This is a genomic window from Nonomuraea sp. NPDC049695 (genome assembly GCF_040674955.1).
Taxonomy (GTDB): Bacteria; Actinomycetota; Actinomycetes; order Streptosporangiales; family Streptosporangiaceae; genus Nonomuraea; species Nonomuraea helvata.
The window spans coordinates 26077-41195 of the sequence record NZ_JBFANV010000052.1; the positions used below are offsets into that span (position 1 = coordinate 26077).

Consider the following 15119-nt stretch of genomic DNA (forward strand, 5'->3'; position numbering starts at 1 on the left):
TCCACACAGCATGCTGGTTTACGTCGGCTCCTTCAGGTCGGACTCGATCAAGCAACGGTGTCCGAACCTATTCCTGACGCTTTCCCCTTACTTGACGCCCGCTTAATGCGGCACTTTTCTGCGGTGTACGGCCATCGCCGCCCCGAGGGCGAGGACGGCATATCCGCAGGTCACGGCCAACCCCGCCCAGGGCGGGAGCGGGTAGTAGCCCTCGAGCAGCGACGTCCCCACGTCCACATGCGCGAACGTGGGGATGCTCTGCGTGATCGCGAACCCGGCGGCAGGAGTGATCATCAGCAGCCATGGCGCCAGGCCCGCGGTCGCCAGCAGGTCGGGCACGACGACCAGCGCGATGACCAGCCCGCCGGCGATGACGGCCCGCTTGACCAGCGCGGCGAGGCCCAGAGCCAGTACGGCGGCGGCTGCGGTGAAGGCCGCGAAGCCGACGATCATCCGCAGTTCGGTTCCCAGGGTGATCGGCTGAACCGGGTTCTGATGGGCACGCAACAGCGCCAGGCCGACGGGGACCACGACCCCCGAGGTCACCAGCCCCGCCACGAACGCGACCGCGCCGACCACCACGGCCTTGGCCGCCAGCAGCCGCGCCGGATGCGGCTCGGCCGGCACACCGCTCCCGATCAGCCCCCGCCGGTGGTCCGCCGTGAAGAACGTGACCGCCGCCACGAGCACCAGGATCAGCCCCAAGGCCCCGCCGATCAGCATGAGGTCAGCGCGCACACCGCCCTCCACCGTGGCGGGCCCGATGTCACCGCCCCCGGTCACGATGAGCTTGTCGCCGGACTCGACGACCCCGCCGGGGTGATGCGGGGTCTTGCCGTCGGACTCCAGGATGACGCCGACGTCGTCGTGGCGCCACGAACCGTTCGCGCCCTGCAGCGTGATCTGGTCGAAGGTGGCGGTGGCCTGGGCGAAGGCTTGCGCCATGTCCCACAAGGCGCCTGGTGAGGTGGCGAACAGCCCGATCTCGACCGTCTCCGGCAGCCCGGTCAGCTTGACCGTGCTGACCTCGGTCCACGTCTTGCCGTCGTCCGACTCGTGGCCGGTGATGGTGTCGCCTGACCTGGTCAGCCGGAGCCACTGGGGGCCGTTGTGCGGACCGCCGGGCACGTCGTGGGTGTAGTTGTACTGCATCCGCACGCCGTGATCCCCCGTGAGCATGACGGCGGCGTACGGCGTGCCCTGCTTGAGGCTCTGCCTGACGAGGAGCCCGGCCTTCGCCCACGGCACCACTCCCTGCTTGATGTTGCGGACCCCGGGTACGGCGTCCGGCAGCCGCATCTGCCCGGTCATGTCCGAGACGCGGGCGGTGATGCTGCCGTTCCCCTTGAGCGGCTGGTGCACGAAGTAGTACTTGTCCTGCACCGCCGTGCCATCGGGTCCCACCAAGGGCGCGGGGCAGGCGCCCTCGCCCTTCCCGGTCACGCAGGTGGTGCGGGCGCCCCCGGCCACCAGCAGTCCGAGCGACACGGTGACCAGCACGGAGGCCGCCATGGTGAGCATCCAGCCGCGCGCGGAGCGGAACCTGGTCCACTGCGCGCGCAGCAAAGCGGAGAAGCCGTCCTGGCCGGCCCGTTGGCCGGCTCGGTGAGGCGTGAATGAACTCATGGCGACGGTTGTACGCGGCACCCGGTTCCAGCCGGGTCGCAGTCGCTGCGACCCGGTTGCGACCGGGGTTCTGGCATCGTTGAAGGCATGGCATCTCGAGCCGGCGACCGGTGGGTCCGCCCTGCCCGCACGACGAGCGGCGGTGAGTGGCGGTGAGGGTCCTCGTCGTCGAGGACTTCGAGGTCCTCGCCCGTTCCATCGGCACCGGACTGCGCCGCGAGGGCATGGCCGTCGACGTCGTCCTGGACGGCACCGCCGCTCTCGACCGCCTGGCCGCCACCCGCTACGACGTGGTGATCCTCGACCGCGACCTGCCCGGCGTCCACGGGGACGAGATCTGCCGGCGGCTCGCGCACGGCCGCTGCCAGACCCGCGTCCTGATGCTCACGGCCTCCGGCACGATCGAGGACCGCGTCGACGGGCTCAGCCTCGGCGCCGACGACTACCTGCCCAAGCCGTTCGCGTTCGCCGAGCTGGTGGCCCGCGTCCGCGCCCTGGCCCGCCGCGCCACCCCGCCGCTACCGCCCACCCTGGCCTGCGGGGACATCACCCTCGATCCGGCCCGCCGTACCGCGTCCCGGGCCGGGCGGCGCCTTGAGCTGAGCCCCAGGGAGTTCGCCCTGCTCGAATGCCTGCTCGCCGTGCCAGGCCTGGTCATCTCCGCCGAAGAACTGCTCGAACGCGTCTGGGACGAGGCAGCCGACCCCTTCAGCAGCGCCGTCAAGCACACCATGCACCGGTTGCGGGCCAAGCTCGGCGACCCGCCTGTGATCGAGACCGTCCGCGAAGGCGGCTACCGCATCGGACCGGCATGATCCCCCAGCAGCTCGCCAGAAGGTCCTTGCAGAGGCGGCTCGCGCTCGCCTACGCGGCGGGCATCTACGCCGCCGGGGTCCTGGTGGTCGTCCTTCTCGCCGTCCCGCTCGCCGGCGTCCAGGCGACCTCCCCCCAGGGCCACCCCTCATCGAGCGCGATCACCGGGACCGGGTCCGGGATCGGCCTGCCCCAACTCCTCACGGGATCCGCCGCCGCCTTGGTCGTTCTGATCCCCGTGGCCCTGGCTCTCGGCTGGTTCGTCGCCGGCCGGTTCCTGCGACCGCTGCGCGCCATCACCGCCACCGCCAGAATCATCTCGGCCGGAGACCTCCACCGGCGCCTTGACCTCGGCGAGCCCACGGACGAGCTGACGGAGCTCGGCCACACCCTCGACGACCTGTTCGCCCGCCTCCAGGCCGCCTTCGACGCCCAGCGCCACTTCGTCGCCAACGCCTCCCACGAGTTGCGCACCCCTCTGGCGGGCCTGCGTACCCTGCTTGAAGTCGCCCTGGCCGACCCCGATGCCGACACCGAGACCCTGCGCGCGGCCTGTCAGGAGGCCCTCGCTCTTGGCGGGCACCAGGAGCGGCTCGTCCAAGCGCTGCTCGCCCTGGCCACCAGCGAGCGTGGCGTCACCCGCTGGGACACCCTCGACCTCGCCCACGTCGTCGAAGGAGTGCTCGCCTCCCGCCGCGACCAGGCAACGGAGGCAGGCGTCGACCTTGCCGGACACCTGACATCCGCGGTGACGGCCGGAGACCCGAGACTGATCGAAAGCCTGGTCGCCAACCTCATCGACAACGCCATCCGCCACAACCACGCGGACGGGCACGTCAAGGTCACCACGCGGACCTCCGGCACGCAGGTGGCCCTTACGGTCACCAACAGCGGGCCGGTCATCCCCGACGACCAGATCCAGCGCCTCTTTCAGCCCTTCCAGAGACTGGCGCCCGATCGTCACGGCCGCCGCGACGGTTACGGTCTCGGCCTCGCCATCGCCAATGCCGTCACGCAAGCGCACCACGCCACCCTCACCGCCGGCGCACGCCCTGAAGGCGGCTTGTCCATCACCGTGCGCTTCGCCCACGGACCTCATCCGGACCGTCCCTGACGTCAAGGGGATCGCCGGCCCTCGGGGTCTGCCTCTCCACGGCAGCGCGGAGCACCGCACCGAACCGGTCCGGTGCGTCCAGCGAAGTCCGGCGGCGGGTGGGTGAGCCGGCCCGCCGCCGTGAGCTATCGGGTCAGCCCCCGATCACCAGTCGTCGCCGCCTCCTTCGTCGCCCTCGAAGAACTCCTCGGCCACTTCCTCGACGATCTCGCCCGCGACGAGTCCGCCCACGACGCCCGCGGCGCCGGCGGCGGCCACCGTCCCCCAGCCGGGACCACCGTGGTGCTCCCCGTGGTGCGAGCCGTAGTGGCCGTCGTAGTGCCCGCCGTGGTGCCCGCCGTGAGCGGGTCCGTAGTGGGCCAGGCCGTCCAGCCAGCGGCCCAGCTCGCTCTCCCAGTCCGTGTGGAGCGCGTCCTGGTGGCTGACGTGGAAGCGGCCGATGGCGTCGCTCGACGAGAAGCGCCCCGTACGCTTGTCCGCCTCCAGCACCACCGCCAGCCCGGCGGAATCGGCGACGAAGGTCACCTCGACCTCGCCCACGAGGCCCGCGTACCGGCCCGTCGGGTAGAACTCGATCTCCTGGTAGAACGGCAGATCCTGGTGCACCCCGTAGAGGTGGCCCGCCTCCAGGTCGGCCGACTTGAAGCCGAACCCGAGCCCCAGGAACGCCTCCAGGATGCGCAGCTGCGACGGCAGCGGCTCGATCGCCACCATGTCGAGGTCGCCCTTGTCGACGGCCTTGGCGATGGCCAGCTCGGTGCGCACGCCCACCGCCATCCCGGTCAGCGGCTGCCCGCTGATCTCGCTGATCGGCGCCTCCCACGGCACCGCCAGCTCGAAGCCGAGGACGCGCTCCTCCCCCTGGCGCAGCGTGAACGGGCCGGACACCCGGGCGCGGGAGAACTCGCCGACTCCGCCGTACTCGCCGTCCCCGTGCTCGATCTCCACGCGGGCCACCAGACCGAGGGTGATGTGCTCGATCTCGGCGTCGAAGTCGCCGCCCTTGAGCCGTACCTCCCCTCGCAGTGTCCCGCCCGGCTGGGTCCTCGGGGTGGACAGGACGGTGTCCACCGAGGGCGCGCCGACGCCGAAAGCACCCAGCATCCGTTTGAAGACCACGGCTCTTGTTCTCCTGTCGAAGATCGGTTGTGTGCCGCTGGGCTAACGATCCACGCGGACGTGCGAGTTCCGGGGCGCGGCACATGCGCCTTTAGTCGGCTATGGCACGCCTCTGCGGGGACGGTCAGGAGGAAGGAGAGGGGTCGCCGTTGGACAGGGCGCGCTCGACGAAGCGGCAGATGTGGTCGCGGAGCAGATCGGCCGTTTCCGCGGGCGAGCCCGACTGCGCCGCGCGCAGGATGTCGCGGTGCTCCTCGGCCTCCCGCTCCCACGTGGCCGCGCGGCTCCAGGCCGCCGCCGAGATGAGGGCGGTCTGGTCGCGCAGCGAGTCGAGGGTGGAGACGAGCAGGGGGTTGCCGCAGCCGGCGTAGAGGGCGCGGTGGAAGTCGCGGTTGGCCATGCTGCGGTCGGCGCGGTCGGCGGCCGCGTCGGCGCGGCTCAGGGCCTCCGCGGCCGGGGCCAGGTCGGCGCCGCGCTGGACCGTACGGGAGACCGCCTCCGGCTCCAGCAGCAGGCGCAGGTCGTAGACCGACTCCATCAGCGCGGTGTCGACCGTGCGCACCGACGCGCCCTTGTACTCGCTCATGGTGACCAGGCCGGCCCCCGCGAGGGTCTTCAGAGCCTCGCGTACGGGCGTCTTCGACACCCCGAGCTGCTGGGCCAGCTCGGTCTCGACCAGGGGCTGCCCCGGCTGGAGCACGCCGGTCAGGATCGCGTGCTTGATCGCCTCCAGGACGACCGTGCCCCGCGACGACATGGACCTGGGCTGCCCGCCGAAGACGGGGGACGCGATGCTCATGACCATGAAAGATATCTTACATCGCATCTCGTATATGACCGGAATTTCGGTTACAGTCGCGTCAATTACGGTTCACGAAGGGAGATCCGTACAAGAGAGCCGTCCGGTGTGACCCGCGGACACGGGCCACACCGGTGATGCCGGCTCACCACGCACCAGGACCGGACGGAACACCGGAGGACGCCGTTGGCGCGGCGCCGACCGGGACACGATCCGGCGGTCCCGCGTGGCCACTGCACTGACCTGCAGCATGGAGCTCGAATGCAGTCTAACTCCGCTATGCCCGCCCCCGCCGTGCCCGCGACAGCGCGACCCGCACGGTCCCGACTCCGCTGGACGATCATCACGCTCTCGGGCCTCGGCCTGACGATCGCCTACCTCGACCGGTCCAGCCTCAGCGTCGCCAGCACCTACATGCAGCAGGAGCTGGGATTCGACCAGACCATGAAAGGGGTCCTGCTCTCCTCGTTCTTCTGGAGCTACGCGATCTTCCAGCTGCCCTCCGGCTGGTTGCTCGACAAGTTCGGCCCGCGCGTCATCTACCCCATCGCCGTCGTGTGGTGGTCGCTGTGGACCGCGGCCACGGCCCTGGCCCAGGGCTTCGGCTCGCTGATCGTCTGCCGGCTCGGCCTCGGCATGGGCGAGGCGCCGGTGCAGCCGGCCAACATCAAGGTGGTCTCCGCCTGGTTCCCGCGCAGGGAGCGGGCGCTCGCCTCCAGCCTGTTCGACACCGGCCAGCAGGTCGGCGTGGCCCTGTCGGTGCCGGTGGTGACCGGGCTGATCGCGGCCTTCGGCTGGCGCGCGGCGTTCGTCGTGATCGGCCTGCTCGGCCTGTTCTGGGTGGTCGGATGGCTGATGATCTACCGCTCGCCGCAGGAGCACCCGCGCATGTCCCAGGCCGAGCTCGACTACATCGAGGGCGGCGACGCGGCCGTGCCCGAGAGCGGGCCGAAGATGCGCTGGGTGTCGCTGCTGCGCTACCCCACGGTGTGGGGGCTGGTGCTCGGCTACATCTGCCGCTCGGCCACCGGCGCGTTCTTCCTGACCTGGTACCCGAGCTACCTCGTCGAGGACCGCGGCTTCACGATCCTGGAGCTGGGCGTGTTCGGCTCGATCCCGGCGCTGCTCGGGGTGGGCGCCACGATCGCGGGCGGCGCGTTCTCCGACTGGCTGGTACGCCGCGGCGTCCCCATCGCCCGCGCCCGCAAGATCCCCATCATCACCGGCATGCTGCTGGCCTCCACGATCGCGCTGACCACGTTCGTGGACGGCAACGTGGCCGTCATGATCCTGCTGTCGGTGAGCAACTGCGCCCACTCCTTCGCCGGCGCCGCCATCCTCAGCCTGCCCGCCGAGGTGGCCCCCGCGCCGTCGGTGGTCGGCTCCGTGGCCGGCTTCCAGAACTTCGGCTCGCAGATCGGCAACATCATCAGCCCGATCCTCATCGGGTTCTTCCTGACGCTGAGCGGCAATTCCTACACCGGGCCGATGCTCTTCGCCGGGGCGATGGCCGTCCTCGGCACGTTGATCTACGGCTTCGTGGTGAAGATCCGCCCGCTGAACGAAAGCAGAGCTTGATCCATGCGTACAGTGCTGAACGACGTCGTGGCCGTCACGGTCACGCCTTTCGACGCGGCGGGCGCGGTGGATCTCGACGTGAACGCCGAGCTCGTGCGCAGGCTGGTCGACGCGGGCGTCAACGTGATCACGCCGAACGGCAACACCGGCGAGTTCTACGCGCTCAGCCCGGCCGAGCGGCGGCTGATGCTGGAGTCCACCGTGGCCGCCGCCGGTGCCGACGCCACCGTGCTGGCGGGCGTCGGGCTGGACCTGGCCTCGGCCGTGGAGTCCGCCCGGCACGCCCGTGACCTGGGCGTGCGCATGGTGATGGTGCACCAGCCCGTGCACCCGTACGTGTCGGGCGAGGGCTGGGTGGCCTACCACCGCGAGATCGCCGCCGCCGTGCCCGAGCTGGGCGTCGTCCCCTACATCCGCAGCCCGCGGGTCACCGGGGCCGAGGTGCGGCGGCTGGGCGAGGAGTGCCCGAACGTGATCGGGTTCAAGTACGCCGTCCCCGACCCCGTCCGTTTCGCCACGGTCGCCAGGGACGCCGGGCTCGACCGGTTCGCCTGGCTGTGCGGGCTGGCGGAGCCGTACACGCCGGCGTACTGGGCGGTCGGGGCGCGCGGTTTCACCTCCGGCCTGGTCACCGCGGCCCCCTCGCTGACGCTGCGGATGCGCGACGCGCTGCGCGCGGGCGACTATCCCGCGGCGATGGAGGTATGGGAGCTGATCAGGCGGTTCGAGGAGCTGCGTGCCGCGGACGCCTCGGCCGACAACGTGTCGGTCGTCAAGGAGGCGCTGGCCCAGCTGGGGCTCTGCCGCCGCGACGTCCGGCCGCCGAGCCGACCGCTGCCCGACGCCGTACGGGAGGAGGTGGCCGCGATCCTGGCCGCCTGGCGGGAAGGAGAAAAATGAAAATCACCGCTTTGCGGACGTTCATGCAGCGTGTCGGGAACCGGCCCCGGCTGCTCGTGAAGGTCGAGACCGACGAGGGTGTGTCCGGCTGGGGCGAGGCCTACAACCACGGGCCCGACTACGCGCTGCCGCCGGTTCTGGAGTACATGTTCCGGCAGATCGAGGGGGTGGATCCGCGGCGGGTCGAGTACGTGGTGCGCCGGCTGCTCCAGGAGGCCCGCTTCCCGCCGGGCGCGATCGGCCTGGCGGCCCTGTCCGCCATCGACCAGGCCCTGTGGGACATCTCCGGCAAGGCGGCGGGCCTGCCCGTCTACATGCTGCTCGGCGGCAACGTACGCGACCGCGTCCCCGTCTACTGCGGCGTCTACACCGCGCCCGACCCGCCTGCCTGCCGCGACCTCACCCAGGAGATGAACGACAGGTACGGCTTCACCGCCTTCAAGCTGAGCCCGTACCGGCGCGACATCTACGCCGGGCGGTGGGGCAACGTGTGCAAGGAGGCGGCCGACTACTTCGCCGAGATCCGCTCGATCAGCCCGCCTGAGTGGGAGTTCGCCTTCGAGGCGCACGCCCGCATCTTCGAGCCGCGCCAGGCGATCCAGCTCGGCAACGCGCTGGCCCCGTACGACCCGCTCTGGTTCGAGGAGCCGATCAGGCCCGAGTACATCCCGGCGTGGGGGCACCTGCGGGCCCAGCTCGACGTGCCGCTCGCCACCGGGGAGTCGCTGTTCCTGCCGCAGGACTTCCTGGCCCTGCTGACGGCCGGCGGGGCGGACATCGTCCAGCCGGACGTGTGCGTGGTCGGCGGGCTGGCCCAGCTGCGCCGGATCGCCACGATCGCCGAGGCGCACTTCGTGAGCGTGGCCCCGCACAACCCGATGGGGCCGCTGGCGACGGCGGTGAACGTGCACTTCGCGGCCGCTCACCACGGGCTGAAGCTGCTGGAGTACAAGCCCGACGAGACGGCGTGGTGCCCGGACCCGTACCTGCCGGTGGACGGCCACCTGGAGCTGCGGCCCGACCGGCCCGGCTGGGGCGTGGAGATCGACGAGTCGGCCCTGCGCACCGACGACTACGTGCATTGGGAGCGCGTCCTGCCCATCCGCCCCGACGGCTCGACCGGATACGTCTGACGCTCGCCGGGGCTGAAATTCTGCCGTCGTCCACGGACACGTAGGGAGTGAAACCAGTGTTCGGACGCTCCCACGAGGATGACGCGTGAATGAACAACATGATCAGTCCCGGTTCGAGGCGGTTTACCGGGGAACTCATGAGCAGATCCTCGGCTACGCCGTACGGCGGTGTTCCTCTCCGGAGGACGCCGCCGACGTCGTGGCCGAGACCTATGTGATCGCCTGGCGGCGGATCGCCGAACTCCCGGACGGCGACGCCGGCAGGTTATGGCTGTACGGCGTGGCCCGACGGGTCCTGGCCAACCACCGCCGCGGCGAGCGGCGCCGCCTCACCCGGCACACCGAACTCACGGACGAGATCGAATACCTCTACGCCGCTCCCTCCCACGAGAGCGGGCACGACGGCGTGGACGAGGCCCTGGGCATGCTCTCCGACGCCGATCGCGAGCTGCTCGCCCTGGCCCTGTGGGAGGGGCTCGACCCCGGCGAGATCGCCCAGGTGATGGACTGCTCCCGCAACGCCGCCCGCATCCGCCTGCACCGGGCCCGCAAACGCTTCGCCAAGGCGCTGGAGCAAGCCCGCCCATCGGCCCGTTTCGCATCACAACCGCTCGTCGAGAAGGAGGCACGGTGAACAACGACCAGCTCTTCAAGAGCCAGGCGAGGGTGCTGGACGAGGACCTGACCGGCCGGGCGTCCACCGCGGGGGCGGACGCGCTGCTGGCGCAGATCGTCTCGCTGGAACCCGCTCTGGAACCCGCTCCGGCCCGGCGCCGGCTCATGCCCACCCCTCGCCGCGCCCTGCTCGGCCTGGCCGTGGCCGCCGCCTTGGCAGGGGCCATCGTCGTCGGGCCGTCCCTGTTCGGAGCGTCCGAGCAGGTCTACGCCAGCCAGGCCGTGACGATCGACCGCGTCGGCGACGAGTACGCCTTCTACTTCACCGAAGGCGACCCCGATCCCGCCGAACTGAAGAAGGCCTTCCACAAGGTCGGCCTGGACAACCTCACGGTGAAGCTGATCCCTGTCTCGCCCCGGCAGCCGCCGGGCTCCGTCTTCGGATTCGAGGCGTCCGACCACGGCGCGAAAGCGACGTTCAGCGGGGACAGCTGCCCTGAGCGGGTCGAGGACTGCCTCACGGCCTTCAGCGTCACCGCGGACATCAAGGGGCCCGCCGAGGTCAGGCTGGGCCGCCCGGCGAAGCCCGGCGAGAAGTACGCCTACCCCGCCGACGCCGGCTGGCCGGGCGAGGCGCTGGAAGGGGTGAAGCTCCAGGGACTCTCGGCGGCCGAGGCGGCCCGCGTCGTGCGCGAGCACCACCTGAAGGTGTCCTACGGCCTCGACTGGCCGCTGCGGAACGGCGACACGGGCACGCGTTTCGAGGAGGACGTGCCTGTCTCCCGTATCGATCCAGGCTGGCAGGTGGCGACGGCGGAAACCTTCAACGACGGCGTGATCGTGCTGCATGTGGTGCCGGACCCGTCAGCCACCCCGCCGCCCGGATTCTGACCTGACCCGATGTCACACTTCGGTCGCCGGCTCCACTCTCAGGAGGCATGACACAGAACACGATCCTGGTGACCGGCGCGACCGGCACCATCGGGCGCCCCCTGGTTGAGCTGCTTGTCGCCGAAGGCGCCGAGGTCCGCGCCGTCAGCCGCGCCCCACAAGGGGCGCGGCTCCCGGCCGGGGCGGAGGTCGTCGAAGGGGACCCGTCCAGGCCGGGCACGCTGGCCCGGCATCTGGACGGCGTCACCGCCGTCTTCCTGCATTCCCGCGCCATCGGCGAGTCCGCGGACGAGCTGCTCGCCCTCGCGAAGGAGCGCGGCGCGTCGCGGGTGGTCGCCCTGTCGGCGACGAACATCGACGAGCCGCTCGACCAGCAGCCCTCCCGCTGCCGCGGCGACAGGAACAAGGAGTCCGAGTACGCCGCCGTCGCCAGCGGCCTGAGCTGGACCAGTCTGCGGGCCGGCCCCTTCGCCTCCAACGCGGTCCAGGCGTGGGCCGCGCAGATCCGCGCGGGCGACACGGTCCGGTACGTGTCCGCGTCGTTCCCCGAGGTGCCGCTGGACGACCGGGACCTGGTCGAGGTGGCCGCCCGCGCGCTGCTCAGCGACGAGCCGGCCGGGCGGCGCGCCGAGCTGACGGGCCCGGAGGCGCTGTCCCACGAGGAGATGGTGGCGGTCATCGGCCAGGCGATCGGCCGGCCGCTGCGCTTCCAGGAGGTCCCGGCGGAGGCGTTCGAGCAGGGCATGATCAGGAATGGGTTGCCTGAGCCGTTCGTGCGGGCCCTGCTGAGCAGGTACGTCAGGAACATCCCCGAGCCCGTGACCGACGAGGTGGCGAAGATCCTCGGCCGCCCGGCGCGGACGTTCGCCGAATGGGCGGCCGACCACGCGCGGCTCTTCGCCGGGAGCGGCGAACGATAACGATTAGCTGTGAACCCTGCTCGTAGGTGTGCCCCTTTCCCGCCGCCCGTGGAACGCTACAGGCGTCACGATGACGAGGATCGGGTGAGATTCGGTGGCATCGACTGGCAGGGGATGGATCAGGGGGCGGCTCGGCCGGGCGGCCGTGTTATCGGCGGCCGTGGCGCTGGCCGTGACGGGCTGCTCCCTCGCGAACCGGGCGGACCGGGCGGAGCGGGGGGCCACCGGCGCCCAGCAGGAGCGGCGCTCCCCTGCCGAGTCCCAGCCGGCGCCCGAGGACCGGCCGCGGGTGGACGAGGGCTGGCCGCGCTGGGGCTTCACGCACACGGGCGTCAGCGCCAACAACGTCAACCCGGACTTCGAGCAGGACGTCGCCAGGCGGCTGTCGCAGACCCCGATGCTGCAGAACCAGCACATCATGGGCTTCGGCGCGCTCAACCCGGAGCCGTACCGGGGGCAGTACTACTGGGAGGACCTGGACAGCCGGCTGAACCTCATGAAGGAGTCCGGCGCCGTCCCCGTCATCACGCTCTGCTGCGCCCCCGACTGGATGAAGGGCGGCCCCGAGGGTCCCACCGAGGGCTCGGCGTGGGGGGAGCACCTGGAGGACGCCCCCTATCCGGAGCACTTCGATGACTTCGCCAGGCTGGCGGCGGCCGTGGCCTCGAGGTACACGGACGTCAAGTACTTCATGGTGTGGAACGAGCTGAAGGGTTTCTGGCGGGACCACGCCAGGCCCGCGGACTACAAGGGCTACACCGAGCTGTACAACAAGGTGTATGAGGCGGTGAAGAAGGCCCGGCCCGACGCCAAGGTCGGTGGCCCGTACCTCGGGTTCGACAGCAACAAGGGCGGCGACTCCGAGCTGCGCGGCGACTGGGGAGTCGTCAACCAGAACGTCCTCGACGCCTTCGACTACTGGTTCGAGCACAAGAAGGGCGCCGACTTCGTCGTGGTCGACGGCGCCTCGCCCACCGACGCCCACGAGCTGCTGCCCGACGAGTTCGGTGCGCTGGACAAGTTCGCCGCGGTCACCAAGTGGCTGCGCGACAAGGTCGGCGACCTGCCGGTCTGGTGGTCGGAGTGGTACTTCGTGCCCGAGGACGGCACCACGTGGGCGGAGCCCAAGCGGCTCGCCGTACAGGCCGCCTCGATGATGGAGTTCGCGCGGAGCGGCGCCGCCACGGCGCTGTACTGGAACCCGCAGACCAAGGACGGATCCTGCCCGGCGTGCCTGTGGGACCCGCGCAGCGGCGCGGAGACGCCGACCGGCCGGCTGCTGGCGGACTTCGCCAGGTGGTTCCCCGCCGGGGCCGAGCTGGAGCAGGTCACCTCGTCGGACGCCAAGGTGCGGGTGCTGGCCCAGGCCGAGCGGCTGCTGCTGGTCAACACCGCCGATGCCGAGGTCACCACGACCGTGGACGGCAAGGAGTACGCGCTCAAGCCGTACGAGGTGAAGTGGACCGGCCGCTGAGGCGCACGCTCCCGTTCAGCGGGCCTCGCGCAACAGGGCGAGAGCCGCCTGCTTGGCCAGCCGGGCGGCCTCGCCCTCTCCGTGGTGGTCGGCGAGCACGGTGGCGCCCTCCACCAGCATGAGCAGCTGCCTGCCCAGGGCCTCCGGAGCACGGGCGCCGGCCCGGCGGGCGATGTCGGTCAGCAGGTCGAGGTGGCGGTCGAGGTGCCGGGCGGCGACGGCCCGCGGCGGGCCCTCGTGCCACTGGGTGGAGGCGTTGACGATCGCGCAGCCGCGGAAGGCGGGCTCGGCGTACCAGCTCCCGAGGGCGTCGAAGACGGCGGCGAGCTGGTCGGCGGGATCGTCGCCCGCGCCGGCCGCCGCCGCCCGCAGCCAGTGCACGACGTGGTCGCTGCGGGCCTCGAGCACGGCCTCGACGAGCCCGTCCTTCGAGCCGAAGTGCCGGTAGAGCGTCTCCTTGGACGCGCCGACGCGCGCGCACAGCTCCGCCACCCCGACGCCGTCGAGCCCCCGCTCGTACAGCAGGGTCGTGGCGGCGCGCAGGATCGTCGCCCGGGTCTGCGCGGGGTCGAGCGAGGCGCCTTTGGGAACGGGCATGCGGTACATGGTACCGGACGGTTCCAACTCTCTGCTAAGTTCGCTCATCGAACCGACCAGTTCGATGATGGAGATCTCGCATGGCTCACAGTGCCCTCACTCCCCCGGCCGGCACGCCGGCGGTCACGTTCGACAGCGGCGGCGAGCGCCTGCTCGGCGTCCTGCACCTCCCGGCGGGTCCGGGGCCCCATCCGATCGTGGTGCTCCTGCACGGGTTCCCGGGGAACGAGCGCAACTTCGACCTGGCCCAGGCGTTGCGGCGGGCGGGCTACGCGGCGCTGGTGTTCCACTACCGGGGCTCGTGGGGTGTGGGCGGCTCCTACTCGTGGCGGCACGTGCTGGAGGACGCGGCCCGCGTGGTGGCGGCCGTACGCGAGGACTCCCGGCTGGACCCGGCGCGGCTCGGCGTGGTGGGGCACAGCATGGGCGGGTTCGCGGCTCTGATGACGGCCGCCGCCGATCCGGCGGTCCGTGCGGTCGCCTCGGTGGCGGGCTTCGACGTGGGTCCGGCCGCCGCGGCGTGTCTCGCGGATCCGGCGGTGCGGGCGGCGTACGTACGGGATTTCGAGGGCGAGCTGCTGCCGCTGCGGGGCACCAGCGGTGCGGCGCTGGTGGCCGAGATGGAGGCCAACGCCCAGGAGTGGCGCCTGGCCTCGCTCGCCCCGCGCCTGGCCGACCGCCCCGTGCTGCTCATCGGGACCGGCCGCGACCCCGTCACCCCGGCGGAGACGCACCATCATCCGCTGGTGCGGGCTTTTGACGCGCATCCGGTGCCGCGGCTGGAGCACCACCTCTTCCTGACCGATCACGCGCTCTCGGACCACCGGCTGGAGCTGATCCACACGGTCACCGACTTCCTGGACCGGACGCTTACCGCTTGATGTTCTTCACCTCCGTCGGACCGATGAGTTTCCGGTGGGTCTGTGGTCAACACCTTCGAACCAAGGAAGGAAGGGACCATGACAGACTTCTCGCAGGGTGACGTGCGGTTGCTGGAGACCGACATCGCACAGCGCCTGCTGCACTCGACGATTCCCGCACGTCTCGCGTACGTGGCGACCGACGGGACACCTCGGGTGATGTCGACCTGGTACGTCTGGAACGGCGAGGAACTCGTCATGGCGACGTACGTCAACTGCCCCCCGATGGGGATCACCCGCCCGGCCGGGCGGCTCCGGGCCCTGCGCGCCAAGCCCGACGTCGCCATCACCATCGACACCGAGTCCCAGCCGCCGGACGTGCTCCTGCTGCGCGGCCGCGTCTCCATCACCGAAGTCGACGGCATGGTGCCCGAACAGGCCCAAGCGGCGCGCCGTTTCCTCGGCGAGGAAGGCGGCGCCGGCTACGTCGCCCAGGCCGATCACCCCGAAACGAGGATGGTCCGCATCGCCCTCCGCCCCACCTGGGTGGGCGTCCTCGACTTCCGGACCCATCTCCCCGGCATGATCGGCGCCTGACCGCCGGACAGGAAGGAGGACTGATCTCGGCTGGCCGGCGCCCTCTGGTGAGGTTTCGGAAAGGATCTATACTTTTGTCCGAA

The 15119-nt window shown here is 71.1% G+C and carries 15 protein-coding genes; 11 read left to right on the top strand and 4 right to left on the bottom strand.

Features of this window, described 5'->3' with window-relative positions; genetic code table 11:
• Positions 1-102: 102 nt before the first annotated feature.
• Positions 103-1626 (bottom strand): hypothetical protein, encoded by a 1524-nt coding sequence (locus AB0J64_RS35075; RefSeq protein WP_364036826.1) that lies wholly within the window; start codon positions 1624-1626, stop codon positions 103-105.
• Between the two features lie 152 nt (positions 1627-1778).
• Between AB0J64_RS35075 and AB0J64_RS35080 the strand changes: the two genes are divergently transcribed.
• Both AB0J64_RS35080 and AB0J64_RS35085 read left to right on the top strand, forming a co-directional pair.
• Complete coding sequence (locus AB0J64_RS35080; protein WP_364036829.1) at positions 1779-2441, top strand: response regulator transcription factor; 663 nt, start codon at positions 1779-1781, stop codon at positions 2439-2441.
• Positions 2438-3553: a HAMP domain-containing sensor histidine kinase gene (locus tag AB0J64_RS35085; protein ID WP_364036832.1), complete on the top strand. Its 1116-nt coding sequence runs from the start codon at positions 2438-2440 to the stop codon at positions 3551-3553. The genes AB0J64_RS35080 and AB0J64_RS35085 overlap by 4 nt, the downstream gene beginning before the upstream one ends.
• Before the next feature lie 144 nt (positions 3554-3697).
• On the opposite strand, the gene AB0J64_RS35090 is transcribed toward AB0J64_RS35085, so the two are convergent.
• Together AB0J64_RS35090 and AB0J64_RS35095 are read right to left on the bottom strand one after the other, a co-directional pair.
• On the bottom strand, positions 3698-4672 hold the full coding sequence (locus AB0J64_RS35090) for a sporulation protein (RefSeq protein ID WP_364036835.1): 975 nt from the start codon (positions 4670-4672) through the stop codon (positions 3698-3700).
• A 124-nt stretch (positions 4673-4796) separates the two neighbouring features.
• Positions 4797-5471, bottom strand: coding sequence for a GntR family transcriptional regulator (locus AB0J64_RS35095; protein ID WP_364036838.1), 675 nt, complete (start codon positions 5469-5471; stop codon positions 4797-4799).
• 261 nt (positions 5472-5732) lie between these two features.
• Between AB0J64_RS35095 and AB0J64_RS35100 the strand changes: the two genes are divergently transcribed.
• The 7 genes from AB0J64_RS35100 (at position 5733) to AB0J64_RS35130 (ending at position 12982) form a co-directional block, all read left to right on the top strand.
• Entirely contained in the window at positions 5733-7049 is a 1317-nt protein-coding gene (locus AB0J64_RS35100; protein ID WP_364036841.1) for an MFS transporter, read from the top strand.
• A 3-nt stretch (positions 7050-7052) separates the two neighbouring features.
• Positions 7053-7949, top strand: coding sequence for a dihydrodipicolinate synthase family protein (locus AB0J64_RS35105; protein ID WP_364036844.1), 897 nt, complete (start codon positions 7053-7055; stop codon positions 7947-7949).
• On the top strand, positions 7946-9082 hold the full coding sequence (locus AB0J64_RS35110) for a mandelate racemase/muconate lactonizing enzyme family protein (protein WP_364036847.1): 1137 nt from the start codon (positions 7946-7948) through the stop codon (positions 9080-9082). The genes AB0J64_RS35105 and AB0J64_RS35110 overlap by 4 nt, the downstream gene beginning before the upstream one ends.
• A gap of 85 nt (positions 9083-9167) precedes the next feature.
• The gene (locus tag AB0J64_RS35115; protein WP_364036850.1) at positions 9168-9716 is read left to right on the top strand and encodes an RNA polymerase sigma factor; all 549 of its coding nucleotides are present in this window, start codon (positions 9168-9170) and stop codon (positions 9714-9716) included.
• Positions 9713-10588, top strand: a complete 876-nt coding sequence (locus tag AB0J64_RS35120; protein WP_364036853.1) for a hypothetical protein — start codon at positions 9713-9715, stop codon at positions 10586-10588. Before AB0J64_RS35115 ends, AB0J64_RS35120 begins: the two co-directional genes overlap by 4 nt.
• Positions 10589-10635: 47 nt before the next feature.
• Positions 10636-11508, top strand: coding sequence for an NAD(P)H-binding protein (locus tag AB0J64_RS35125; protein ID WP_364036856.1), 873 nt, complete (start codon positions 10636-10638; stop codon positions 11506-11508).
• A 94-nt stretch (positions 11509-11602) separates the two neighbouring features.
• Entirely contained in the window at positions 11603-12982 is a 1380-nt protein-coding gene (locus tag AB0J64_RS35130) for a xylan 1,4-beta-xylosidase (protein WP_364036859.1), read from the top strand.
• A gap of 15 nt (positions 12983-12997) precedes the next feature.
• Here the strand turns inward: AB0J64_RS35130 and AB0J64_RS35135 are convergent, their stop codons facing one another.
• Positions 12998-13579 (bottom strand): TetR/AcrR family transcriptional regulator, encoded by a 582-nt coding sequence (locus tag AB0J64_RS35135; protein WP_364036862.1) that lies wholly within the window; start codon positions 13577-13579, stop codon positions 12998-13000.
• 80 nt (positions 13580-13659) lie between these two features.
• Between AB0J64_RS35135 and AB0J64_RS35140 the strand changes: the two genes are divergently transcribed.
• The gene (locus AB0J64_RS35140; protein ID WP_364036865.1) at positions 13660-14460 is read left to right on the top strand and encodes an alpha/beta fold hydrolase; all 801 of its coding nucleotides are present in this window, start codon (positions 13660-13662) and stop codon (positions 14458-14460) included.
• A gap of 78 nt (positions 14461-14538) precedes the next feature.
• Positions 14539-15036: a pyridoxamine 5'-phosphate oxidase gene (locus tag AB0J64_RS35145; protein ID WP_364036868.1), complete on the top strand. Its 498-nt coding sequence runs from the start codon at positions 14539-14541 to the stop codon at positions 15034-15036.
• Positions 15037-15119 lie beyond the last annotated feature (83 nt).

Coding starts and splice junctions, on each gene's coding strand:
- AB0J64_RS35075 (WP_364036826.1), bottom strand. CDS start 1,626: ATGAGTTCATTCACGCCTCACCGAGCCGGCCAACGGGCCGGCCAGGAC.
- AB0J64_RS35085 (WP_364036832.1), top strand. CDS start 2,438: ATGATCCCCCAGCAGCTCGCCAGAAGGTCCTTGCAGAGGCGGCTCGCG.
- AB0J64_RS35095 (WP_364036838.1), bottom strand. CDS start 5,471: ATGAGCATCGCGTCCCCCGTCTTCGGCGGGCAGCCCAGGTCCATGTCG.
- AB0J64_RS35100 (WP_364036841.1), top strand. CDS start 5,733: ATGCAGTCTAACTCCGCTATGCCCGCCCCCGCCGTGCCCGCGACAGCG.
- AB0J64_RS35105 (WP_364036844.1), top strand. CDS start 7,053: ATGCGTACAGTGCTGAACGACGTCGTGGCCGTCACGGTCACGCCTTTC.
- AB0J64_RS35110 (WP_364036847.1), top strand. CDS start 7,946: ATGAAAATCACCGCTTTGCGGACGTTCATGCAGCGTGTCGGGAACCGG.
- AB0J64_RS35125 (WP_364036856.1), top strand. CDS start 10,636: ATGACACAGAACACGATCCTGGTGACCGGCGCGACCGGCACCATCGGG.
- AB0J64_RS35135 (WP_364036862.1), bottom strand. CDS start 13,579: ATGCCCGTTCCCAAAGGCGCCTCGCTCGACCCCGCGCAGACCCGGGCG.
- AB0J64_RS35140 (WP_364036865.1), top strand. CDS start 13,660: ATGGCTCACAGTGCCCTCACTCCCCCGGCCGGCACGCCGGCGGTCACG.
- AB0J64_RS35145 (WP_364036868.1), top strand. CDS start 14,539: ATGACAGACTTCTCGCAGGGTGACGTGCGGTTGCTGGAGACCGACATC.